Here is a 25,324-nt window from a genome sequence, read left to right as displayed (position 1 = left end):
TTTTAAAATTATCCCGTTTGCAATTCAGACGGGATAATTTTTTATAACGATATTATAGATATGGAAAAAATAAAATCGACAACGGTTGTCGCGATAAATCACAATGGACAGATAGCTATTGGAGCCGATGGACAGGCAACAATAGGTAACACAGTAGCAAAAAGCAATGTTAAGAAGCTGCGTCGATTAAATGACGGTAAAGTTCTTGCCGGATTTGCAGGTTCAACTGCAGATGCCTTCACTTTATTGGAAAGGTTTGATGAAAAACTAGGCAACTACAACGGGAACCTTAAACGAGCTGCTATTGAGCTTACAAAAGACTGGCGAACTGACCGATACCTTAGAAAGTTGGAGGCTATGCTTATCGTTGCTGACAAGGAAAATGTATTAATCCTTTCAGGTACCGGTGATGTTCTCGAGCCTGACCATCAAATTGCTTGTATAGGTTCCGGAGGCATGTATGCCCAAGCTGCTGCATTAGCATTAAAGCAAAATGCAGCTAATTTATCAGCAAAAGAAATGGTTGAAAAATCTCTAACCATTGCTGCCGATATTTGTATCTATACTAATCATAATATTATCTTAGAAACCTTAGACTAAATTATTAGAACTATGAAGATCTATCACAACCCAAGGTGTGCAAAAAGTCGTGATACACTAAAGATCATCAAAGAAAAGGGTGTAGAGCCTGAAATTGTTGAATATCTCAAGGAAACACCTTCAAAAGAAGAATTGAAAGAAGTTATAAATATGCTAGGGGTTTCGCCACAGGAAATTATCCGAAAAGGTGAAGCTGATTATAAAGAGAATTTTAAGGGTAAGGATCTATCTGATGAAGAATGGATAGATGCTATGGTTGAATATCCTAAGCTGATAGAAAGGCCAATTGTAATTAAAGGAGATAAGGCTGTAATTGGGCGACCTCCTGAAAATGTGAATGAACTTCTTTAAAATCTTAAGTCCGGTATATCACCGGACTTTTTTTATTTATTACAAAAATTAAAATGCCTTGGATTAACACAATTGTTATTATTGTTTTTTTCCATATTGATAATGTGTATTTGTCTGTTTTTACCTAGGTAAACATCTTGGTATAAAAACTCTATTACATCATCGAATTCACTTGTCCATGGTCTGTCATTCCATTCATGGCCACCTCCACAACCAGTTACCATATAAAATGGTTTCCCCAGGCTTTGTAGTTTTTTCATGATGGAATAGCTGCCATAAAGCATCAGGTATCCGGGTTGATTGCCGCCACAGTAATGATGAGGAGCTTCATCATAGGGGACAAGATTATCGCAAGTGCCATGAAATAATTGAGTGGGAATAGCAGTTGAATCATTGACCCAATCAATATTTGGAATAGCCCCGGCCATACTTATTACTCCGGCAAATTTAAAGTCTTCATCTAATATACCCTCCTGAGTTTTTTTCCAGTATGCCGAATTTACAATTGCTTCAGCGCCAGCACTACTGCCAGATAAAATGATCATTTCAGAATTGATATTTAGTGAATCACCTTTTTCTATAAGGAATTTTATAGCATGGTTTATTTCTTTTGCTGTTTCATAAAAAACGTTCATTTTAGTTGATGCAGGCTGGTCACAACCAAAGCCTTTTCCTTTCATCATCAATGTGTAACTAACAGACGCAACAGCATATCCTTTTTTAGCTATTCTTTCACAAAAATCAATAATTTTAGGTTCATTTCTCATGCCTCCCCCAAATCCCCCTCCATGAACATAAACTACTAAAGGCTTATTCATGTCATCGTTTTCGACAGGATCGTAATAATCAAGCTCCAGAATTTGTTCATTATTTCTAAGATAAGTAAGAGTGTTGCGATCTATTCGATTAAAGTTATCAGTATAATATTTTTGGGCCTGAATCCCGGTTAAAAATCCGGGAATCATAAATAACAGAAGCGATAAATAATGTTTCATATGCATTTTTTTAAAGAATCCCCGGAGAAACCGGGGATCCTAAACCTAAATAAACATAAATCACCTTATAAGTGACAACCTACTAGTAGGTACCTTTGTATTTGTGATCAATTTTAGTCCCATAGTCTTTTCTTACAGGTATATGAAGACCATTGGTTTCTTTCAACCATTCGAACAAGTCTTGATTTAAATTTTTAGCTATTTCTTTATATTCCGGATTCCTTATCAAATTGTTGGCCTCCCAGGGATCTTCTTCAAGATTATATAGTTCGTTTATATCCCAAATCCCATGATAACGGATGTATTTATACTTATCTGTTCTAACTGCATAAGTAGTAGGAGTTTGTGGAAAAGGTCGTTCCCAAAAGTATTCATAATAGATTCTTTCTCTCCAATCAATTTCCTGACCGTGAAGAAGTGGTACAAATGATTTTCCATCCATATTTTCAGGTTTATCTAATCCCGCCATGTGTAAAATAGATGGGGCTATATCAATATTCTGAACCATTTTTTCGATATCTTTTCCTTCTTCACCCATATGTTGGGCCCCATACAATAGGAGAGGAACTCGGATGGATTCCTCATAAGCATGTCTTTTATCGATCAGGCCATGCTCTCCAAATGAAAATCCATTATCTCCCATGTAGAAAACTATTGTGTTTTCTAACAAACCTTCTTCTTCCAGATAATCCAGAATTTCACCTATGCTTTCATCAACCGAGAGTAGTGTTTCCAGATACCTTCTGTAAAAATCATCAAACTTTATTTGACCATGGTACATGTAATCGACACCATGCCAGCTGTAGCGCTGTTCTTTTACCCATTTCGGAACATCTTCGTAATTGTAATAGATATCGGATGATCCGGTAACCTTCGGATTCATGGTTGGTGGATATTGAGGGTCTTTACCTGCATATTCATCAGCATGCCTTTCTGCCGGCTGAAATTCTGAATGAACACCTTTATGTGAGACATAAAGAAAGAAAGGTTGCTGGTTATTTTGCTCCTTCAAAAAATCCAGACTGTATTCTGTAATGAGATCCGTGATATATGAACTATCAGAATATACTTTTTCTGTTCCATTGACATTTAGTGTTGGATTGTAATAAACACCCTGTCCACGAAAGCTAACCCAGTAATCAAAGCCCGGTCTGGCACCTGCATGATGTTCCCCCATATGCCATTTTCCGACGTATCCTGTCTTATAACCAGCTTCCTGAAGATATTGTGGGAAAAAGGTAACTGAGTCAGCTACCGCAGACTGATTATCAACGACACCATGATGATGCGAGAATTGGCCTGTAAGAATTGAGGCCCGGCTTGGTGAGCATAAAGAAGTAGTTACAAATGCATTTTTAAAATGCACTCCTTTCGTTCCCATTCTGTCCATATTTGGAGTTTCCAGAAAAGGTACTTTACCAGTAAAACCCATAAAATCGTATCTGTGATCATCACTTAAAATAAATACTACATTTTTGGGTTTAGAAACTGAATCAATTTTGTTGAGGGTTAAGTTTTTTTGCTTATCGCTAGAACCTGGTTCGTTAGACTCCTCTATTGTTTCTGATTTTCCACATGATATAAGAACTACAGCCAGCAGTAGAGTAAAATATTTCATTAAATCAGTTTTCATGATTAGAGTGTTTAGTTCAGTTTGGTTATTTTAATTCCATTTACAAATGAATCTTCCCTGGTATCAGAAGGGAATTTTATAATAATATCAGACCTTGTGTAGATATTAGTTACCGCATTGATTGGATAATATTTCTTGTTAGTTTTTTCTATCAATACAGGGGTGTTATTAACCAGAATATTTAAATTCTGGATGTCAGAAGAATTCAATCTGGAAAATAATAATTCTACCTTGTAATAGCCTGCAGGGCAATTGATTTGGTAGGTTTTAAGACCTTGATTTTGTGTTTGATAAACAGGGTCTATCCTGGTGTTGATTATATTTTTGTCTGTTCCGATTCCTCTGTCACGTGGTCTGTAAAATTCACCACCCACATAACCGAAAACATTATCAGGTGTGTATTCCTGGTCAGGAAGCCATAATACGCCGGTTTTGTCATCATAAAAATAAAATGTTGATCCTGCATTAATTGCAATTTTATTAGCGCCCTCGTAAAAATTTGTCGTTATAAGCTCAATTTGATGAACGTCAACAATATTTGAATCTCCGGCAATAGAGTTTGCTTCCAAAAGAAGTCGCCCAGCAGGCTTTTTATCTAACTCCCATGTTACTAATCCATTTTCCACATTTTTTGTACTAATAAGTTCATCGTTGGCATACAGTGTAACGCTACTTAAGTTAGTTACAATTGAAACAGGGATTTTGTGGTTGGAGGGATATTTTATTCGTGAATTGCCCAGAATTTTAAGATATGGCTGGTTTGATAATTTTGACTGATAAATAAAATAGGAATCTTTCGGTTTGCGATCAAAAGTCATCAATCCTTTGTTGTTCACACCTGGGACAGCATCATTCCTTGATTCACTTCCAAAATCAAATAAATTCCAGACAGCGGCACCTGATAAAAAGGGAATGTTTTTAATTTGATTAATATGCGAAAAGTGAAACTTACTTTCCCAATCCACTGAAAAATCAAAACGGATCGGATCATTTGAAAAAATCCGGGGATCAGCACCTGCACCGTATTCCGTTACGATCATGGGTTTGTCAGGTATTTTTGCATGGGCTTTATTAAGAAATTTCGTAAAACCTTCAAACCCTTCTGCATACCAACCATAGTATAAGTTCCATCCCACAATCATTGGAATATCAGTTAACCCTGTTGAATGATATATTTCCAGGTCACCATGATTTGGAATCATTGTGTATCTGGTTGGATCAGTATTTCTGGCGATTGAATCTAGTTTTTTGGCAAAATCGACTATTTGATAAATCTTAGCACTATCTTTTTTAAGGTTCCTTCCCAGAAACATCTCATTCATATACGCCCAGACCAGGATGCTAGGATGGTTATAATACTGATGGATCATTTCCTGAAGCATATGCTCAGAATTTTCATAAAACTCTTTAGAATCTGTTATATCATGATCTAGAGGAATTTCCATTGTAACGATCAGTCCCAGTTTATCACAGGCTTCAAGAACAGCAGGATCTTGAGGGTAATGGGCAGTTCGGTAAAAATTAGCGCCCATTTCTTTAAGTAATTTTAAATCTCTGAAATGATGGTCGTTATTAATAGCATTTCCCTGGTCTAAATAGTCCTGGTGACGATTAGCCCCAATGAGTTTCGCAGGTTTGCCATTCAGGTAGAAACCTGAGTTCGGATCAAATCTAAAATATCGGAAACCAACAGGATGTGTGAAATCATCAAAAATGTTTCCTTTATCATCTGTTATTGTGGTTTTAAGTTGATAGAGATAAGGATTTTCAGGAGACCACAAAACCGGACTTTTTATCTTCAGAGTTTCGGAAAAATCATTTAACCCTACAATTATTGATAATTTTTGCTTTTTATTAATTACTTCTTTTCCGAATCGATCAACTAAAGTGCTTATTAAATAAAGGTTTTTTGCTTCATTTGATTGATTAGTGATCTGTCCTGATAAGTTTATCAGACCACTTTTATTTACTACTTCCGGTGTTATTTTTACTGCGGTTGATCCCAGATTTGATTCTGTAAAATGGATCTTATTATTTAATAAGATCCATATATCCCGGTACATTCCACCATAGAAATTAAAATCCCCTTTTAAAGGAATTATGTCAGGATCATGGGAGTTATCTACCTTTATCAGCAGTTCATTTTTTTCTTTTAGTCTAAGTTTTTCTAATGGAACATTAAAAGATGTGTATCCCCCAATATGTTGATATATTTCTTTATTGTTTAGATAGACTGTAGCTACCTGGTTAACCCCCTCAAAACGTAAAGTAATTGATTTTTCCGACCATAAGCTGTCAGTGCTAAATGTTTTTTTATACCAGCCTAGTCCTCTGTAATATCCTTCCTGGTCATCATATGGGTCCAATCGATTCCATGTATGTGGTATTTGAACGGAGCGCCAATTTGTGGTATCGGAAATACTAAACATCCAATTGGAATTAAATAGCATTTTCTGAGCTATAACATCCGAGAAACAGATGCTTAGTAGGTATAAGCAAATAATATGAATTTTTTTATTCATGGAAATACCTGAATTTTTAGAAAAAAGGATACCCAAATCGGGTATCCCTGTACTACCATTATTTTGAACTCTTTTTATTCCAGGTTATCATTTCTGATTGAGTGTCAGCTGAGTTTGTTCCGATCATTATTTCAAATTCTCCTGGTTCCCATATTTTCACAAGCTCCTTTCCACTATCAGAATCCGGATAAGTATAATATTCCAAATCCTTTGTTGTCAGATTAAATTTTACCTCACGGCTTTCTCCGGCTTTGAGGAAAATTTTTTCAAACTTTTTCAATTCCTTTACAGGCCTTGTGGTAGATCCTACCATATCCCGGATATATAGTTGTACTACCTCCGCGCCATCTTTAGGACCTGAATTTGTTACCTGAACGCTGACTTCCAAAGAAGCATCTCCGGTTAAATCAGTCGAACTTAATGACATATCACTATATTCAAAATTTGTATAGCTGAGGCCATATCCAAATGGGTAAAGAGGTGTATTTGGAACATCGAGGTAATTGGATTTGAATTTTTGAAACCATTCCTTGGTAATAGGACGACCTGTATTTTTATGGTTGTAGAAAATAGGTACCTGGCCAATATTTCTTGGAAAGGTAACTGAAAGCTTTCCCGAAGGATTTACATCACCAAATAAGACATCTGCTATCGCATTCCCTGTTTCTGTTCCTCCAAACCAGACATTGAGTATTGCCGGAACATTTTCATCTTCCCAGCTCAAATCTAGAGGTCTTCCGGTAAATACTACCAGAATTACCGGTTTGCCTGTTTTAAGTAATTCTTTCAACAAATTTCTTTGTGTCTTAGGTATTTTAATTGATGTCCTGCTAGAACTTTCTCCCGACATTTCGGAAGATTCTCCAATAGCCGCAACAATAACATCCGATTTATCTGCTATTTCCACTGCTTCTTTAATCATTTCTTCTTCGGAACGGGAATCTCTGTAAGTTGGCTTTCCGAAGACACTAATCCTTTCATCTAGCTTGGGGTCTTTGACAAAGTTAGCTCCCCTGGCTGTAAGAATTTCCACGTCGGAACCGACAACATTTTTTAATCCGTCCAGGACAGAAACACTATTCTTAAAATCTGCAGCTACACTCCAGGTTCCTGGCATGTTTTCTCTATTATCAGCCATTGGACCGATGAGAGCTATCGTGCCTTCTTTTGCTAATGGTAATGTATTATTGTCATTTTTGAGTAGCACAAAGGAATTTGCAGCGATCTCCCTGGCTTTTTTTCTGTTCTCTTCAGTGAAGATTTCTGTCTTTGAACGATTCTCATCCATGTATTTATACGGATCATCAAAAAGTCCCAGCATATATTTTGCTTCCAGAATTCTTCGGCAAGCCTTATCAATATCTTCTTCCTTAATTTTTCCTTCCTCAAGTGATTTTTTCAATGTAGTAAGAAAACCTTCGCCTACCATATCCATATCGATACCTGCTTTTAGCGCTAATGCTGATACTTGTTGAAGATCTCCCATTCCATGAGCGATCATTTCATTTATCCCAGTATAATCAGTGACGATAAACCCATCAAATCCCCATCGTTCTCTTAACAGATCTGTCATCAGCCACTTATTTCCGGTTGCAGGAATACCGTCGATTTCATTAAAAGAGGCCATTACACTTCCCACTCCTGCATCAACAGCTCCTTTGTAGGGAGGTAAATATTCATTGAACATCCTTATTCTACTCATATCTACAGTGTTGTAATCTCTGCCAGCTTCAGAAGCACCGTATAAAGCAAAATGCTTTACACAAGCCATCATCGTATTGTTTTTTGTCAGGTCATCACTCTGGTACCCCTTAACCATGGCGTAGGATATTTGATATCCGAGATATGGATCTTCTCCCACGCCTTCTGCAATTCTGCCCCACCTGGGATCCCGTGAGATATCTACCATTGGAGAAAATGTCCAGGCTATACCATCTGCAGTAGCTTCATTGGCAGCTATTCTTGCAGATTCTCTGATCATATCCATATCCCAGGTACAGGATAGTCCGATAGGTATAGGGAAAACTGTTTTGTAACCATGAATTACGTCCATAGCAAAGATCAAGGGTATTCCCAAACGACTTTCTTCAACAGCCACCCGTTGGGCCTCCCTGATTTTATCTAGTCCCCTGATATTAAATAAGCCACCTACCTTTCCTTCCTTAATTTTTACAGCAATACCCGAACTTTGAGCAAGGCCGGTGCTGATATCTCCTGCAGCTGGTAAATTTAGCTGTCCAATCTTCTCATCGATTGTCATTAAGTTCATAAGTGAATCGATCTTCGCATCATATCGGCCTGCTTCATCAGAAGAATCCTGAAATGCCAGGACACCTATCAGGAAAGATGCCAGCGCTATTCCGATTATAATTAATGATACTTTTTTCATTTTCTCGGTTTTTAAATGTCAAACAGTATATTTTTATTTTGAACTATCGTCAAAATGAGGACTTTTGAATCCCAGTTTTTTTAACCCTTTTTGAATGTCTTCATTTTGCATAAATAACTTCCAGAGCAAGCCGGATTTGTGATTTTCCATCATCACAGCTATAGGTCCCTGGTCAATTGCCAGGTACCTTTGAATGAACCAGTCATGTTCGGGGTTAAATGCATCATAAAAACCATATGGTCCTAAAAGCTGATCTCCATATTGGTCATAAAATCCTCTCATAGTTTCCATTGAATATTCTGGAGTATAAGGAATTGATGATAATGCAGCGGTTGGTGATATCGTTCCGTTATCTCTGCCAGGAGCATGGGCTTTATAGCCTGTTTCACCTCCTTCTTTTCGGGTGTAACTGGCAGTCAGGCCCCAGCAATTTTCTCCATATCCTTCAAAGTTTTCCGGGTTTTCAATGCACCATTGCCTGTTAATCAACGTGTGATTTTTATTTTGTTTCCAGTAATTAGCATATTGGTCTTCAAGACCATTGGGATCAAGACCCAGATAAGAATAATGCGCCCAGAACAAGGGGCCGCCATATACAGGTGCTCCATTGCTTTTTAGAGGTAATTCGTATCCATATGTTACCTGGTCTGATTTAATGTCACCCCCTCTTGCCCAACCTTCGTGGTAGACTTCGGGATCAATGCTATAAGTAGGAGAGGAGGCCGCAAGAATATAATATATCAGGCATTCATTGTACCCTCGGACCTGGTGATTCATTTTCCAGCCAACATTGGGAGACCAATGCCAGTATAGAACATTTTCGTCCTTTGTGAACCAATTCCACTCTGCTTCTGCCCAGAGTTTGTTTATTCTTTCAACCAGATCTTTTTCTTCTTTATTACCTTCTTTGAAATATTCTCCAACCGTCAAAAGACCTTGAAACAGGAAGGCTGATTCTACACCATCAGCTCCGTCGTCAAATTTACTGAATGGCTTTACTTTTCCAGATTCACCATTTAACCAGTGAGGAAATATGCCGTGAAACCTGTCAGCGGATTCAAGAAATGATACAATTTTGTTTAACCTTTGGAAACCTTCTTTCCTTGTTATGAAATCCTGTTCAATACCTGATAAAATTGCCATTATTCCAAAACCACTGCCTCCTGTAGTAACAATGTGGGCATCATTCTGAGGATAAATACCATCTACATGAAGCCTTTCTCTTGCCATGCCAGAATTAGGTTCAGCACCTTCCCAGAAATATTGAAAAGTACGGTAATGAATCAGCCTGTATAATGAATCATCTGAGATAGAAGAGACCGTGTCCTCAGAATTTGAAGTTTCGCTCTTGTTTTTTGATTCTTGACAACTAGATATCACAGAAATGATAATTAGTAAGACAGTTGCGAAAATATAGAGATTGTTCTTTTTCATTTATTACTAATAATTAAATCCAAGTTTATTTAAACCGTTTTGAATGTCTTGATCAGTCATAAAAAGATTCCATAACATTTGAGATCTGTGGTTTTCGATCATTACTATGATTGGACCCTGATCAATTGCCAGGTACGAAGATGCTACCCAGTTTTCAGTAAAGTTAAAGGCATCATAAAATCCATATTCTCCCCATAATCGATCCCCCAGAATAAAGTAGAAGTACTTTAAGACTTCCATAGATTCTTGTGGAGTATAAGGTATTGAAGAAAGAGCCGCTGTAGGGGTTATCACTCCCAGATCATTGGTTGGACTATGTGCGGAGTAACCAAGGTGATTATCTGAAGCTGTGAGTCCCCAGCTTTGTTGAGAATAGCCAACAAAATTTTTAGGATTACTGATGCAATATGCCCTGTTGATCAAGGTATGAGCAATTGTTTGCTCATTGTAATCAGCATATTGATCTGTTAAATTTCTTGGGTCAAGTCCTAAAAATGAATAATGTTCAAAGAATAATGGTCCTCCAAGCTGATTTCCGAGAGGTAAAATGATATTAAAATAGGTATTTCCATTTACAATACCTCCAGAGCGCGCCCAACCTTCATGATAAACTTCTTCTGTAACAGAATGAGTAGGAGAGGAGGCAGCTAATACGTAAACGATCAACGCTTCATTCCAACCTCTTACTTTAAGGTTTTTTTCAAAATCATAATTGGGAGACCAATGCCATGTGATAGAATTTTCTCCTTGTGTATACCAATCCCATTCTACTTCTTCCCACAGTAAAGTGATTTTATCAATTATTGATTTTTCATCAGGGTTTTGTGGATCCAGATATTGTCTGACTGTTAGTAAGCCCTGAATCATGAATGCAGTTTCAACGATATCACCTCCATCATCATTGGAGCTAAAAGGTATTGTGTTTCCGGTAATACCATTCATCCAGTGTGGCCAGACCCCATGAAACCTATCCGCTGTACTGAGAAAATCAACAATTTTCCCCAGGCGTGTAATTCCTTCCTGTCTAGTTATAAATCCACGATTTATGCCAGCTAATATTGACATCACTCCAAAACCTGAACCTCCTATTGTCACGAGGTCACCTGAAGTATTTCGTTCTCTTGCAAGACCTGAGTTAGGGTGCCCAAAATCCCAAAAGTATTTAAAAGTCTGGGCCTGGACTTTAGTTAATAATTCCTCTTCAGATATTTCAGGATATTTAAGGGTGGAATCTACTTTGGTGTCAACAATTACATTATAGCCTTCAAACGGTTCGCCCTGTGATCCTAAATTACCACTTTCGATAGTGAAATTATACCGGTTAAGGTATCTTAATTTACTACTTGTAGTGATCATTACTGTTTGATCATTATTGCTGTAATTAAAAGTAAGGGCAGGAGAGGAAGGGCCGGATAGATTAACTGAACTTTCGAATTCCGAAGGATTTACCGGATCTGAGAAATTAATTGAAGCATTTAAGTTTAGTGGTATATTTTTAATTGTTCCTCCAGAGGTACCATCCTGAGATCCGAAAAATACCTCTGTAATTTCAATATTACCCATTAAAGTTTTGAATTCTACGGTTACAGATTCAATTGATTGCCCCTGACTTCCTCTTAAATTAGAATTTATATTAAGTGAATATGTCTGGTTATTTTCCAAGGCACCAACCGGGGTTATATTCACATTTGATCCCTGGGAACCAACATTATAATTAAAAGCAACTTGCGATCCATTTGTTGTCAGTGAGACCGCAGATTCAATTGTGGTAGCATCAATTGAATTACTGAAAATCAGATTAATAGACCGATCTACAGGGATATTTTCATTTGGTTGTCCGGGTATAATTTCAATGTTTCCTATAAAAATATTTTCAAGTGTTAATTCAGGTGAATTTTCGTCATCTGAACAACTTGAGAAAATAATAATTAAACAAAAACAGTGTAGAAGTATATATTTTAATTTGGGCATAGTAGAAAATAGAACAACCGGCCGAAAGGTATCGGCCTGGTTGTTTTAATTAGAATATGATAATACTATTATGGTCTTTCGTTCTCGTAAAGAGTAGTGACCTCTTCCTGGGTAAACGCTCTGTTAAAGAACCTTACTTCGTCGAGTTCACCAGTCAGATAACTTGCCCAGGGTTGATTTCCTGTTGCGGAAGTTAAACTTGGATCAGTTTGAAATTGAACTGCTCCAAAAACCATCGGTCCGGTATTTTCAAAGTTAAGAGGTCCACCCCAACTGCTAGTTGCAGTGGTAGTCAATACCCCATCAACATAATAATTAAAGGTCGACGTTGATGCATCATAGGTAACTACCTGGTGAGACCATTCTCCAAAGAAACCGGATAAATCATTTACATCAGTGATCCACGTTTCATCGGCAGAATTATGAGTAATGTGCAATCTGATGCGGGTTGCATCCGGATTACTTCCATTTTCAACAAAGAAGTCAAAATTACCCCAGAATCTTTCGATGTTGGAAAAGTTGACTAATCCAAGAACACCATCTATTCCGCCACTATTGTCAGAATCAACAAATTCAGGTCTTACCCAGAAAGAAAGCGTGAAGTTTTCAACACCTGTAACATTATCAGAAGCTTCGAAAATTGCATATGCTTGTCTGGCTACGTCTAAACTTAATGCCTGACCAGCTACTCCCTGTGCGAATTGAACATTAGATCCTTCACCAGTATTAAGAGTTACCAGATCAATTATCTCACTGTCAAAAGGAATATATAGAACCTCTCCGTCCATTGGCTGGTAAGGTTCTTCTTTCGAGAAGTTAACTGTATTGGTTGTTGTTTTTCCATTTACATCAACTGCAGTTACACTTACCGTATGTTCTCCATTTGCTAAATCAGAATAGGTTACCTCTCCGATAAACCTTCTATAGTCAGTAAAATCACTTTCACTAAAGGAAGCTATTTCGCTACCATCAACGCTTACGCTAACAGTTTCAAGCCTGATGTCATCACTTGCTTCAAACCGAATATTAATAGATGTCACGTCTTCGAGTACACGTATTTTAGTTCCTTCAACCGGGAAGTCAATTGTTACTTCAGGAGCTTCCTCATCAGGGCCCGGATCTACATTTGAAATGTCGTCAATGTATCCATCATCACAGGCAAAAATTGACAGGATAAATAGCAAGTTTATATATTTTAAAAATTTCATATCTCTACAATTTTAATTTTATAATTCATCCAATTGGGGTAGCAAATCCAATTGAGCAAGTGGGTAAGGAATGAACCTGTCTTCAGGGCTTTGGTAATTTCTACCTGCATAATTTAATTCCTGAGTCATGTCATGGCGAACCAGGTCGTAAAATCTTATTCCCCATTCCATACCAAATTCTGCAAACTTCTCATCAAGAACATCTTGTAGAGTAACTCCGGATAATGGAAGTAATCCAGCCCGGTCTCTCACTTCATTGACTGCTTCATCAGCCGACATCGCACTGCTTGTTGCTCCCATAGTCAAAGCCTCGGCGTGCATTAATAAAATTTCAGAATAGCGTATAGCGATAAAGTTTTTACCTGTTCCATAGGCAGTTCTGCCCGGGGTTAATTGATTGGAAGGTAAATAGTGTTTACCGCTCGTAAAATTTGCCCTGGAATAGTTATTAATTATATCACCATCCCGGGTTACGTTATCAATCCAATCAGGCAGAGTAGCATAATCAGGATCTGACTCAATTTCTGCAATTCCATCAGGAGTAAAAAGAACCGTTGTTTCCAGTCTTTCCTGCTCACCTCGGTCAAGCATGAATTTTACATATTTTACAGAAGGTTCCCAGAATCCCCATCCTGCACTGGCACCCTCTACCGCGGGTGTCCAGCCCTGTGGCCCAAAGAATGCATATAAATAAGATTCATTTTCTCCAGCTCCCTGGTTAAAATCTGAATATTGTAATTCTAATAAATTCTCACTATTCAATTTTCCTGGCTTTTTCCAAAGAGAATAATAATCGCTTTCAAGTACAAATCCTCCATTATTAATAATATCTGAGGTTGCATCAGCAACTGCCTGCCAGTTTTTTAATTCCAGGTTAGCCATTGCCTTAACTGCCATAGCAGTATAAGCTGTAACACCACCGGGTATATCAGTACGTTCATTAGGTCTGACGTTAGGCAAGTTAGGTATAGCTTCATCCATTAGGTCTGAAATATATTGTAAAGCATCCTCTCTCTGGGTTACAGGTGCTTCATACAGATCCTGAGGAAATTCTGATGGAGGGATAATAATATCTCCCCATAATCTGATCGCCTGAAGCATTTCAAATCCGATCATTACCTGGGTTTCAGCAATATACTGATCTCCCAAAGCCGGGTTTGGATGGAACTCCTGGTATTTCCGGATTTCGCTTATTGCCCCTTTCCAACGAATAATGTCATCATACAGATTCAACCATGTTGAATTATACATCCAGAATGATCTGTCATAGTTATATAGATCAGTCTCTATAAGTGGCACCTGGTCTCCAGCTGCGTTTACATCATCTCCTCGAACTGAAATCAAAGGGAACGTTTCCCATTGCAAATTATATAGAAGGTCATAAGAACCGTTTATCATTAAAGTCATACCCTCTGAGTCGGTATAATCAGTTTCTTCAACTGGAATTATATCTTCTAAGGGATCGTCGAGATTATCACATGATATGAATGCCGAGCTAAAAATCACTCCGGCCATTATCATTTTAATTAGTTTGATATATTTATTTTTCATCTTAATCCTCCAATTAAAGTTTTACATTTACGCCAAGGGTGTAAACTGCAGGAATAGGGTATGTCTGACGGTCAATTCCATTTGGAACTTCCGGATTAAACCCATTGTAGTCGAATACAGTTAATGGCCTTTCAGCTGTGACATATATATTAAAAACCGGAATATTATTTCCGATAGGATCATTACCTCTGATAGTATAACCTAATCTTACATTTTGGATTCTAAAATATGATCCATCCTCTACATAATAATCACTCATTGCCTGGTTATACCCTTTTCTCAAACCAGCAGCAGATGGATATTTGTTAGAAGTGCCTTCTCCTCTCCATAGATTGTTGGCAAGTTCTGCATCAATATTCGTGTCAGTTGTGAATATGATTTCTCCACGTTTTCTGTTTAAAATGCTATGTCCGGTTTGACCCTGGAAATTAGCGCTGAAACTTAAGTTTCTCCAATTTATACCAAAATTAAACCCATAGGTAAGATCGGGGAGATATGAACCTAATACGACTCTGTCAAGATCATTGATGAAACCATCATCATTTTGATCTTTATACCTGAAGTCTCCAGGTTCAATTCCCTGCTCATCAATAAATTCTTGAGTAAGTCCACTGCTGGATATATCGCCTTCACTCTGGAATACACCAATGACTTCATATCCATAAAATGCTTCTATGGGTTGCCCGATTATCGATCGCTGCCTGAATTCGGCCTGACCTGAGTTTAAATATTGCTGTCCACCCAGGTAAGTAACTTCATTGTCTAGAGTAGCTATATTACCCCCAATTGAATAAGAAAGATTTTCATTTATGTTATCACTCCAGTTTGCTGTAACTTCCAGACCTTTGTTTCTAAATTCTGCCTGGTTTTCCCTTATTGTGGCTCGTACTAGAGGAAGTACAAGGTTGACTACTCCATCTTTTGTATCTCTGATAAAATAGTCTGCATCTAAAGCTAACCTATTATTAAACCATCTAGTGGTTATTCCAATATTGGTTTCCTCAACTGTTTCCCATCTATCCACGAAATCGAACCATGTTTGGACTACATTTCCCGGTGTACGTGTATCATCAACAGCGAGAAACCTTCTTTCAACGGTAGCAGAACCAATCGAAGGAGCAACAGCATCATTACCAAGTTGTCCCCATCCACCTCGAATTTTAAAGAAATCTATAAATTCAACATCGAAAAATTCTTCCTCAGATAGTACCCATCCAGCTCCGATAGTGAAGAAATTACCCCACTTTTCCTGGTATTTATTGTTCCCTTCTCTTCTATATGTACCATACAACAGATATTTTTCATCATAATTATATGCTACTCTTCCGAAAAATGAGTGATAGTATAGCTGTGAACCTCGGTCTCCAGATGCATCTGAATCAATTCCTTCGGTATTAAAATCTATGTACCATAGTTCTTCGTTATTAAATGTTGGTTCAGGATCTATTTCATTTCCTCTAAGAAATATTGCTTCACTGTATTCATCTCTGTATGAATAACCGGCTGTTACTGTGAGATTATGTTTATCAAAATTTTCATTTAATGTCAAATAGTTATCCCAGATCTGCCAGTATAGTGATCCATTATCTTTGAAAATCCCTGACTGGAATTGGGTTTGCCCATCATTGTACCTGAAATCTACATTTCTTCGATTTACATTTTCAAAACGGTAATTATATTGAGTTTTAAATGTTAACAAATTGGGTATTACTTCAAAATCCAGATAAATATTACCAATTATCTTGGCAATGTTATTCCGGTTATCATCATAAAATAAATTATAATAAGGGTTTTGAGAACCACGATATCCAAGTAATTGAGCGTTGGATAAATTGATCGGTGAAGCATCAGTATTTAGTTCATCATAAACCGGAAGAATTGGCACGGCAAAATATGTTCTAAACCATACTGCATTTTCACCAACATATTGCTGAGAATTACTAATATTGATATTACTACCTACAGTCATCCATTCAGTAATATTAAAATCAAGCCTTGTTCTAAAGGAAAGCCTTTCAAACTTGTTCCTGGTATGTCTCATCATACCATCCTGGGAGAAATAGTTTACACTGGCATAATACCTGCCTTGTGATCCGCCTCCGCTAAAACTGAGGGTATGGCTTTGAATAGGAGAATAATCTTCTAGTACCTCATTGTACCAATCGGTGTTTACAGCAGGTATATTTGGATTGACCTCACTTCTACCAAATCGTTGAAACGCATTTTCAATAAATGAAATATCTGCTTCTGCACCAGTTTCATTAATGTATCTGACAAATTGCTCTGAATTAGACATTTTCAAAACATTCTGAGCAACCTGAACTCCATAATACCCATCGTAATTGATCTCAGCTGACTGATTGTAACTACCTGTTTTGGTTTCAATTAGAACAACACCGTTAGCAGCTCGCATACCATAAATTGCAGATGCTGACGCATCTTTCAGAATATTGATGGATTTGATATCCGATGTGTTTAGAAAATCGATATTATCTACCCAGGCACCATCTACAATAAATAGCGGGTCTGAATTTGAAAATGAACCAATTCCTCTTATTCTGACAGTAGGTGCAGCTCCGGGAGCTCCACTGTTTACTATTTGAACGCCTGCAACTTTTCCCTGAAGGGATTGCATTGCCTGAGCAGTGGGTGTTTTTGTGATCTCTTCTGAATCAACTGTGGCTATTGCTGATGTGAGTTCTCTTTCTCGTTGAGTACCATATCCAATAACGACCACTTCATTTAAAGTTTCGACATTTGGATTTAAGGCAATATTAATAACACTTCTGTTATTAACCGGGACAACTTCATTCAGGTAACCTACATAACTGAAGACCAGATTTGCATCAGGAGGTACATCTAATGTATAATTACCCTCTACATCCGTAACGGTTCCATTTTGTGTTCCTTCTACTACAACATTTACACCGATCAAGGGTTCCTCAGAAACCACATCAGTAACTTGTCCAGAAACTGTGACCGACTGTGCAAACAATTGATAGTGAAACAACAAAAATGCCGTGGCTAAAAGCAATTGTAAGTAGTGTTTCATGTTTATTTTGGATTTTTTTGTGAATTCGATATCCGGTTTTACGATATCGTTACATCTATTTTATCATGTTCCTGACATTTATAAAAATTTTTTATCAACTTATTTAGAATACTTAATTAGGCGTTGATTGCCATTTGTATTAGAATAGAAACAATAAAAAATGGTTATTTATATAAAATTTAAACTAGTTATTGAATTTATTGTCTTATAAAAAAAACATAACTATAATTGATGGTATTCTACGAAAAATTTAAAAACACTTGTTTTTTTTATGGTATATTAAAAATTAACAAGAAAAAAATGAGCTCTTTTTAATATGTATTTCAAATTGCACAATATTGATTTATTAGATGATTTAAAGATTGCTTTAATCTTAATAATATCTATGTATAGTGCAATTGGATCTTATTCTGATGATAGAGACAAGAGGTATCACCCAATAGAAATTTCTGACTCGGTTGATCAACAAATTTTTACTTTAGTTGATCTGCCATTTTATGTTGACAGTACAAAAGAATTGAGCTTAAATGATATCCTGGACAATCCCTTATTATATTTTCAATATGATAGAAATTACTCTCCACGTAAATTCAAGGCTGGAAATAATTATTGGGTACGAATAGATGTGAAAATTCCTGAGAGCTCAAATAAATATTGGCTTTTGGAATTTTACGATCAAACCATAGATGAAATAGTTGTTTTTAAACCTGAAAGTAAGAATTTCAAAAATTTAGCTTCTGTTAATTATGCCCAAATTGAACTGGGCGATAAAAATCAATTTGATGATAGAACTTTTCAGCATAAAAATTTTGAGGTTCTAATTAATCATACAGAGGCTGGTGTTTATAGTTATTTTATAAAGATTAACTCGCATAGATTTGCCGATATCCGAATTGCTGTAAGGTCGGTAAACAGGTTTGTATATTATTCTCTTAATGAATATTTTCTTTTTGGTCTGCTGTATGGAATGATTCTGATTATCAGTATTTATAACCTATTAATGTATCTGGTAATTAAGGAAAAGAAATACCTCTACTACATTTTTTATATTCTAAGTGTAGGGTTTTATGCGATGTGTGTTGATGGTATTGCCTTTCAGTATCTGTGGCCAAATTTTCCGGAGTGGAACGAAATTGCATATGGAGTATTCCTCTATTTTATTATTCTTTTTGCTTTATTATTCAGTAAAAAATTCCTTGTAACAAGGATTCATGCCCCTGAACTTAATGCAATAATTATTTCGTTGATAATAATCAGAAGTATATTCTTTTTATACACTCTTCTATTTGATCAAAATTTGTTTGATCATCGGATACTCGATATTCTAATCATGGCATTTATTTTTTTTACTGGTATAATGGTTTGGCTGAGAGGATATTTACCTGCCAGATTTTTTGTTGTTGCCTATGGTGTATTATTTGTTGGTTTTTTCATTAAAGCATTAGTTCTTTGGGGTGATATACCCTTTAATACATTTTTACATTATTCATTAAGAATTTCTTTTATAATTGAAATGATTCTGCTTTCGTTTGCCCTAGCAGACAGGGTAAGAATATTAAAAAGGAATCGTGATAAGGTCTTAAAAAGAATGATGGCTGAACAACAGGATAATCTGCAGATGAAAGAGCAGTTAAACCAGGAGTTGGAAAAAAAGGTTACAGAAAGAACAAAAGAGCTTTTTGAAAAAAACCAGCTTCTGGAAGTTTCCTACGACAAACTTAAAGATCAGGCAAGCGAAATATATACGATTAACAATTTACTTGACCTCGAAAACTGGAAGTTAAAAAACAGATTAAAGAGTGTAGTTAAAGGAAGGATGTTAATGAAGAAATTAACATTTGAAGAATTTGCAACTGTTTTTCCTGAAAACGATAAATGTTTGCACCAGGTAGCACACATGAAATGGAATGAAGGTTTTAAATGCAGAAGATGTGATAATAAGAAATATTCGGAAGGATCAAAGCCATATTCCAGAAGGTGTAGCAAATGTGGTTATAACGAATCTGCCACAGCATATACATTATTTCATGGAATTAAATTTCCTTTAGTGAAAGCTTTTTATATTCTTTACGTTGTACTTAATCATGAAGACTACTTGTCTTTAGAAGAAATGGCTAGAGTTTTAGGTCTTCAGAAAAATACAGTGTGGAATTTTAAAAAGAAAGTAAATAACTTTCTCCATGATGAAGAAGAGCATGGACATATCCACGCCTGGAAAGATGTCATGATAGATTTAGAGATTATAGAATCAGAAGATAAAGAAAACAAATAAGAACTATTTATAATACACGCTTGCTTTTATATTACTTGAATTTAATCAGCTTATGGGAATTTTAGAAAAATTGTTTGGTAATGATACGAAAGAGAAAAAGAGCCATCTTAGGAATTTAATATTAGTAGCTTTAGTGGATGGGAAAATTGATAAGAAGGAGCTGGATTTATTAAAAAGGCTATCAGAAAATCTTGATATAAGTAAGTCTGAATTTGAAAATCTTATTGAAAATCCTCACATAGGAGATTTTGTAGTTCCTAAAAGTTATGATGATAAAATGCTTCAAGTTTTGGATCTGGTGGCAATGATTATTGCTGATGGTAAGATACAGGATGAAGAAAGAGATTTATGCAAGTCGATTGCATTAAAATTGAATATTAATCCAAAAGTAATAGATGATCTACTTTTAAAAGTTCGTGGAGATCTTGAAGCAGGAAAGCCAAAGGAAGAAGTGATAAGAAGTTTATACCAGGAATAGAAAAAAGCCGATTAATTTCGGCTTTTTTTATCCTTCATAATATTCCTTAATACTTTTGTTTTCATTGATATGCCTGATAGCTGTGGCAAGAAGAGGTGCACAGCTGATTACCTTAATTTTATTATTAATTTCAATATTTGGGAAAGTATCACAAACATAAAGGTTTGATAAGGATGAATTTTCAATCTTTTCTCTTGCATTTCCTGACAATATTGCGTGGGTACAATAAGCTGAAACAGAAAGGGCACCACTTTTAATAATAAGGTCAGCAGCCTTACATAAAGTTCCTGCTGTATCCACCATGTCATCGATTATAACCACATTTTTTCCTGATACGTCGCCCAGGATCTCCATGTTTGATATTTGATTAGGTTTAAGTCGCTCCTTATGAATAACAGCCATATCACTGTTTAATTCATTCTTGTATTTCTTAATCCTTTTTAATCCACCAAAATCAGGACTGCATAGGCATAAATTATCTTTAAAATTATCTTTAATATGAGGGATAAATACTTTTGAAGTATCCAGATGATCAACGTGAATTTTATAAAAGCCTTCAATACTGTTAGTATGAAGGTCAATAGTAATCAACCTGTTGACTCCAACATCCTGAAGGAAATCAGCAACTACCCTTGAGGCAATCGAGGTTCTGTCTTTGTCTTTTCTTTCCTGCCTGCTATGTGGTAAATAGGGGACAACACAAATAATTTCTTCTACGCTTGCTCTCCGAGCTGCATCTACAGCAAGAAATAATTCAAATAAGTTGCTATAGGGCATATTAGCCTGGGCAATTATAAAGATCGTCTGGCCTCGGACTGATTCATCAAACCGAACAAAAACTTCACCATCAGAAAATTTTTGAGAATGAAATTTACCAACCGGAACATTAAGTAATGAAGCAACTTCTTTCCCTAACTTTTCTGTATTGGAAGTATAGAATAATTTAAAATTGGAAGACATTTATATATTGTTTGAGCGCCTAATTAATTATATCAAAGATACTTTTTCAAAATCAAATTGAAAAGAGGTTTATGTTCAGGAGCTATGTCATCTCCAGCCTCCATTTTTTTTATTTCATTGAGAGAAAACCATTTTAATTCCTCTATATCATCCCGGGCATGGATATTACCCTCGATATATTCACAACTATAAAAAGAAGTAATAATTTTATCTCTTTCATACCTGTATCGCCAATCATCTACTTTAAAAGAACCTTCGTACTTAAGTTCGCCATGTTTAATTTCACCAACTTCTTCAATTAATTCCCTTTGTGCAGCAAATTCGAAAGATTCATCGGAAGGATCAGAAAAACCGCCGACAAATCTCCACCATATTTCCTGAGGTTTTCTTGCGAGGAGAAATTCTGTATGTTGGTTTTTCCATAAGGCAATATCAACAGTAGGAAATACCTTCGGGTATTGCTTTACTAACGCATCTCTCACACCGATAAGATAATCATTCTCGTTTTCTGGCAATACAATTTCATCCGAACTATCTAATTCCTGTACTGTGGTGAATTGTTTATATTTTCCCGTATATCCTTCTTTACCTTCTTCAGACATGAAAATAATTTTGTCAATCAATGCACCAGTCGTATTAATCAGGCTATCAAGTTCTTCAGACCATTCTTCATCAGATGGATTATCAGGGATGATCTCAATCAATGATTCGGGAAATGCTTTTTCTAGCAGTGTTTTTCTTTTATGAGCTGAATAAGGATGATATGCTGTTGCTGTTAATTTGGAATCGGTGATTACAAATATAATATTTGCATTGTCAAGGTCGCTAAATAAATGCTTGAACGAATAAGGTAATTCAAGCCATTGAAATTGACCAACTACATAAGTTTTTGGATTATCGTAAGTATTTATTGTCATTTTTTACAAATAAATATACATTCGGTAAGTAAATTAATTCCACACAACAAATAAAGTGAATTTCCTTAAAAAGAAAATTTCTGGCTGGGGTAATTACCCAATGATAGAAACTAAACTTAAGCAACTGACCGGGATCGATCAGTATGAAAGTATCTTGAATTTTGACGAACCTAATATTGTAAGAGGTTTAGGGAGAAGTTATGGTGACCAGGCTGTACTAGCTAATGGCTTTACTCTAAAAAACAGAATGTCAAGAATAATAGCATTTGATGAAGATACGGGTTTATTAAAGGCAGAAAGTGGAATTTCTATTGCCGAGATAATTGAGGTTTTTATTAATAAAGGATGGTTTCCACCGATCGTACCAGGAACAAAATTTGTTACACTTGGAGGAGCAATAGCTAATGATATCCACGGAAAGGCACATCACGTAGACGGTACATTTGTGAATTGTGTTTCTGAGTTTACTATGATAACCCCTGAAAAGGGTAGACTAATCTGTTCCCGATCTGAAAATGAGGAGATCTTCTACGCCGCTTTTGGAGGATTGGGTTTGCTAGGATGGATAGATACAGTAACTATTCAATTAAAAAAAATAGAGACATCTTATTTTAAAACTGAGGCTGTGAAAGTGAGTAATCTCAGGGAAATGATTGATGCTTTTAGCGAATATGACCAAAACTACCGATATAGTGTAGCTTGGTTTGATCCATTAGCTAAAGGCGAAAGCTTGGGAAAAGGAGTATTGTCTTTAGGGAACATTGCAAGGTTGGGGGAGATTGATTCAGGAAAACAAAAATATCCTTTAAAGCTTCACAGTCAAAAAAAGCTTGATCTCCCGATGTTTCTACCTAATTTTGCTTTAAATAAACTTTCCGGTCAAATTCTCAATAAAATTATAGAATATTCCCAGGCTAATGCTCCGGAGTTAACTCATTACGATAAGTTTTTCTTTCCATTAGATGCCATAGGACAATGGAATAGAGGATATGGCACCAGAGGATTTATACAATACCAATTTGTAATTCCCATGAATGATGAATATAAAATTCTCAAGGAAGCTATGAATTTGATCTCATCGAGTGATTGTACTCCTTTTTTGAATGTGTTAAAAAAAATGGGCGAGGGATCAAAATATTTATCATTTCCAATGGAAGGGTTTACTCTTGCGATTGATTTTCCTATTTCCAAAAAATTACCTGCACTAATTAGAAAGCTTGATGATCTTATTTTATCGGCAGGAGGAAGGGTTTATCTTGGAAAAGATGCTTTTCTTGGAAAAGAGGTTTTTAGGAAAATGTATCCTCAATGGGAAGAGTGGCAAAACGTGAAACTCCAGCTGGATCCTGAAGGGAAAATACAAAATGAAACTTCAAAGCGTTTAGGTTTACTGTCTTACTTATGATCAGGAAATTATTTAATCAACTAGGAGTAGCTATTAAATCATATAGCTATAGTTTGAATTTTGTTTTTACGAAGAAACCAAAATGGCTGATCATTCCTGCATTAGCAAACTTCATATTATTACTGGTAGTAGTTTCTGCTGCTATTTTGTATGCAGATGAAGTAATAACCTGGGTTTTTGGAATGTTGTCGTTATCGCCCGACGATTCCTGGTGGGGGAGGTTTGTTTATTGGATGAGTTTAATTTCGATCAGAATATTTGTGATTTTATTGTTTATAAAATTCTATAAATATCTGATGTTGATATTATATGCACCAATCCTTGTTTGGCTAAGTGATTCTTTTCAGGAGTATATGACTGGATATAAAAGACCTTTTTCATGGTCTTCTTTCTTTTCTGATGTATGGAGGGGGATAGTTATCGCAGTGATTAATTTGATAATTGAATTTGGACTTTACTTTGTGCTATTTTTTGTTACGATTTTATTCCCGGTGTTGTCTGTAATAACTCCGGCTTTATCATTTTTAATAAGTTCGTATTTTCTGGCTTTTGCTTTTATTGATTACAGGAATGAATATTTTGAATTATCTGCATCGGGAAGTAGAAAGTTTGTTTGGGCATATAAGATTTTTGCGGTAGGTATAGGGATAATGTTTAATTTAATGTTATTCATACCTGTTATTGGAGTCATGGTTGCTCCCTCTATATCACTTGTCGCAGCTGGATATGGAGCCAATGTTATAGACCGGAGAACTAGATATAACCGAATAAAAAATATGCAACATACCCGACAAACTCTTTTATAAGTTTACTCCACAAATAGATGCTGTCGACACTTGGAATTATAAGATCATCCGGATTCCAATCATTTTCTTTAGTATAATAATCTACAGGAAATGGAACAATATTTTCTCCACCGGCTTTATTAAAACAAGCTTTTGCTCTTCTCATATGAAAAGCTGAAGTAATAAGTAAAGCATTTTCTGATGATATATTCTTTTTCTCTAATATTTGAGTGGAAAAGATAGCGTTTTGAGCTGTGTTTTGTGATAAACTATCAATTATAATGTCTTTTTCAGGTACATCACACATCAAAAGAACTCTTTTTAATTTTGATGCTTCTGATTCTTTGTCATTTTCCAAACTGCCTGCACCACCGGAAACCAATATTTTTTCAATATAACCTTCCTTATATAATTGGATGGTATGTAACAATCTGTCAGCACCTTTGTTAAAATATACACGGTCATTGGTAGGTGTATCGTATTGAGTGATTCCTGTAAGAAGAATTCCAATTTCGTAATTCTTTTGCAGGTCTGTGAATTTGACGGGTGGTAACTCCCACATTCTAAAGGCATTATTTGCTAAAAAAGGGTTAGAAAATATTAAAAAAAGTGAAGAAAATAACATTATGAACACTTTTTTAAACTTCTTCCGTTTAACAAATAGTGATAAGATTGCTAAAATAGCCAGAATTGTAACCGGCATAATCATGTAATAGAAAACTTTGGAAAGAATGAAAAACATGCATTCAATTAATTATCTTTAAAGACTATATTTTGCCTGAAAAACAAAGATGGTATATT

Annotated in this window: 18 protein-coding genes; 6 read left to right on the top strand and 12 right to left on the bottom strand. The window is 35.9% G+C overall.

Annotation, left to right across the window (positions count from 1 at the left end):
* The first annotated feature begins 60 nt into the window (after nucleotides 1–60).
* Both hslV and arsC read left to right on the top strand, forming a co-directional pair.
* Entirely contained in the window at nucleotides 61–600 is a 540-nt protein-coding gene (gene hslV, locus OO013_RS00400; protein ID WP_266054534.1) for an ATP-dependent protease subunit HslV, read from the top strand.
* 12 nt (nucleotides 601–612) lie between these two features.
* Nucleotides 613–951, top strand: a complete 339-nt coding sequence (gene arsC / locus OO013_RS00395) for an arsenate reductase (glutaredoxin) (protein ID WP_266054533.1) — start codon at nucleotides 613–615, stop codon at nucleotides 949–951.
* 32 nt (nucleotides 952–983) lie between these two features.
* Here the strand turns inward: arsC and OO013_RS00390 are convergent, their stop codons facing one another.
* From OO013_RS00390 to OO013_RS00350, 9 genes are all read right to left on the bottom strand, one after another.
* The gene (locus OO013_RS00390; protein WP_266054532.1) at nucleotides 984–1,946 is read right to left on the bottom strand and encodes an alpha/beta hydrolase fold domain-containing protein; all 963 of its coding nucleotides are present in this window, start codon (nucleotides 1,944–1,946) and stop codon (nucleotides 984–986) included.
* A gap of 82 nt (nucleotides 1,947–2,028) precedes the next feature.
* The gene (locus tag OO013_RS00385; protein ID WP_266054531.1) at nucleotides 2,029–3,579 is read right to left on the bottom strand and encodes a sulfatase family protein; all 1,551 of its coding nucleotides are present in this window, start codon (nucleotides 3,577–3,579) and stop codon (nucleotides 2,029–2,031) included.
* An 11-nt stretch (nucleotides 3,580–3,590) separates the two neighbouring features.
* The gene (locus OO013_RS00380; protein WP_266054530.1) at nucleotides 3,591–6,008 is read right to left on the bottom strand and encodes a glycoside hydrolase family 2 protein; all 2,418 of its coding nucleotides are present in this window, start codon (nucleotides 6,006–6,008) and stop codon (nucleotides 3,591–3,593) included.
* Between the two features lie 151 nt (nucleotides 6,009–6,159).
* Nucleotides 6,160–8,490, bottom strand: a complete 2,331-nt coding sequence (gene bglX, locus OO013_RS00375) for a beta-glucosidase BglX (RefSeq protein WP_266054529.1) — start codon at nucleotides 8,488–8,490, stop codon at nucleotides 6,160–6,162.
* Nucleotides 8,491–8,523: 33 nt separating this feature from the next.
* On the bottom strand, nucleotides 8,524–9,924 hold the full coding sequence (locus OO013_RS00370) for a glucoamylase family protein (RefSeq protein ID WP_266054528.1): 1,401 nt from the start codon (nucleotides 9,922–9,924) through the stop codon (nucleotides 8,524–8,526).
* A gap of 6 nt (nucleotides 9,925–9,930) precedes the next feature.
* Nucleotides 9,931–11,895, bottom strand: coding sequence for a glucoamylase family protein (locus OO013_RS00365; protein ID WP_266054527.1), 1,965 nt, complete (start codon nucleotides 11,893–11,895; stop codon nucleotides 9,931–9,933).
* Between the two features lie 68 nt (nucleotides 11,896–11,963).
* Nucleotides 11,964–13,103 (bottom strand): LamG-like jellyroll fold domain-containing protein, encoded by a 1,140-nt coding sequence (locus tag OO013_RS00360; RefSeq protein ID WP_266054526.1) that lies wholly within the window; start codon nucleotides 13,101–13,103, stop codon nucleotides 11,964–11,966.
* An 18-nt stretch (nucleotides 13,104–13,121) separates the two neighbouring features.
* Nucleotides 13,122–14,654, bottom strand: a complete 1,533-nt coding sequence (locus OO013_RS00355) for a RagB/SusD family nutrient uptake outer membrane protein (protein WP_266054525.1) — start codon at nucleotides 14,652–14,654, stop codon at nucleotides 13,122–13,124.
* Between the two features lie 13 nt (nucleotides 14,655–14,667).
* Complete coding sequence (locus tag OO013_RS00350; RefSeq protein WP_266054524.1) at nucleotides 14,668–17,706, bottom strand: SusC/RagA family TonB-linked outer membrane protein; 3,039 nt, start codon at nucleotides 17,704–17,706, stop codon at nucleotides 14,668–14,670.
* Between the two features lie 385 nt (nucleotides 17,707–18,091).
* Between OO013_RS00350 and OO013_RS00345 the strand changes: the two genes are divergently transcribed.
* Nucleotides 18,092–19,978 (top strand): 7TM diverse intracellular signaling domain-containing protein, encoded by a 1,887-nt coding sequence (locus tag OO013_RS00345; RefSeq protein WP_266054523.1) that lies wholly within the window; start codon nucleotides 18,092–18,094, stop codon nucleotides 19,976–19,978.
* A 52-nt stretch (nucleotides 19,979–20,030) separates the two neighbouring features.
* On the top strand, nucleotides 20,031–20,456 hold the full coding sequence (locus OO013_RS00340; protein WP_266054522.1) for a TerB family tellurite resistance protein: 426 nt from the start codon (nucleotides 20,031–20,033) through the stop codon (nucleotides 20,454–20,456).
* A 27-nt stretch (nucleotides 20,457–20,483) separates the two neighbouring features.
* On the opposite strand, the gene OO013_RS00335 is transcribed toward OO013_RS00340, so the two are convergent.
* Both OO013_RS00335 and OO013_RS00330 read right to left on the bottom strand, forming a co-directional pair.
* Nucleotides 20,484–21,416, bottom strand: coding sequence for a ribose-phosphate diphosphokinase (locus tag OO013_RS00335; RefSeq protein ID WP_266054521.1), 933 nt, complete (start codon nucleotides 21,414–21,416; stop codon nucleotides 20,484–20,486).
* A gap of 32 nt (nucleotides 21,417–21,448) precedes the next feature.
* Nucleotides 21,449–22,333: an NUDIX hydrolase gene (locus OO013_RS00330; RefSeq protein WP_266054520.1), complete on the bottom strand. Its 885-nt coding sequence runs from the start codon at nucleotides 22,331–22,333 to the stop codon at nucleotides 21,449–21,451.
* 100 nt (nucleotides 22,334–22,433) lie between these two features.
* Here OO013_RS00330 and OO013_RS00325 point away from each other — a divergent pair, with 100 nt between their 5' ends.
* Together OO013_RS00325 and OO013_RS00320 are read left to right on the top strand one after the other, a co-directional pair.
* Nucleotides 22,434–23,738 carry an FAD-binding oxidoreductase gene (locus OO013_RS00325; protein ID WP_266054519.1) on the top strand — a complete coding sequence of 435 codons (1,305 nt, stop codon included), beginning with the start codon at nucleotides 22,434–22,436 and terminating at the stop codon, nucleotides 23,736–23,738.
* Nucleotides 23,735–24,544 carry an EI24 domain-containing protein gene (locus tag OO013_RS00320; RefSeq protein WP_266054518.1) on the top strand — a complete coding sequence of 270 codons (810 nt, stop codon included), beginning with the start codon at nucleotides 23,735–23,737 and terminating at the stop codon, nucleotides 24,542–24,544. The genes OO013_RS00325 and OO013_RS00320 overlap by 4 nt, the downstream gene beginning before the upstream one ends.
* On the opposite strand, the gene OO013_RS00315 is transcribed toward OO013_RS00320, so the two are convergent.
* Nucleotides 24,492–25,085 (bottom strand): YdcF family protein, encoded by a 594-nt coding sequence (locus OO013_RS00315; protein ID WP_266054517.1) that lies wholly within the window; start codon nucleotides 25,083–25,085, stop codon nucleotides 24,492–24,494. The genes OO013_RS00320 and OO013_RS00315 overlap by 53 nt on opposite strands.
* Nucleotides 25,086–25,324: the final 239 nt, after the last annotated feature.

The organism is Mangrovivirga halotolerans (genome assembly GCF_026241165.1).
Lineage (GTDB): Bacteria > Bacteroidota > Bacteroidia > Cytophagales > Cyclobacteriaceae > Mangrovivirga > Mangrovivirga halotolerans.
Note: the sequence above shows the minus strand (reverse complement) of the source record. Positions and strands in the feature narration are given on the sequence as shown.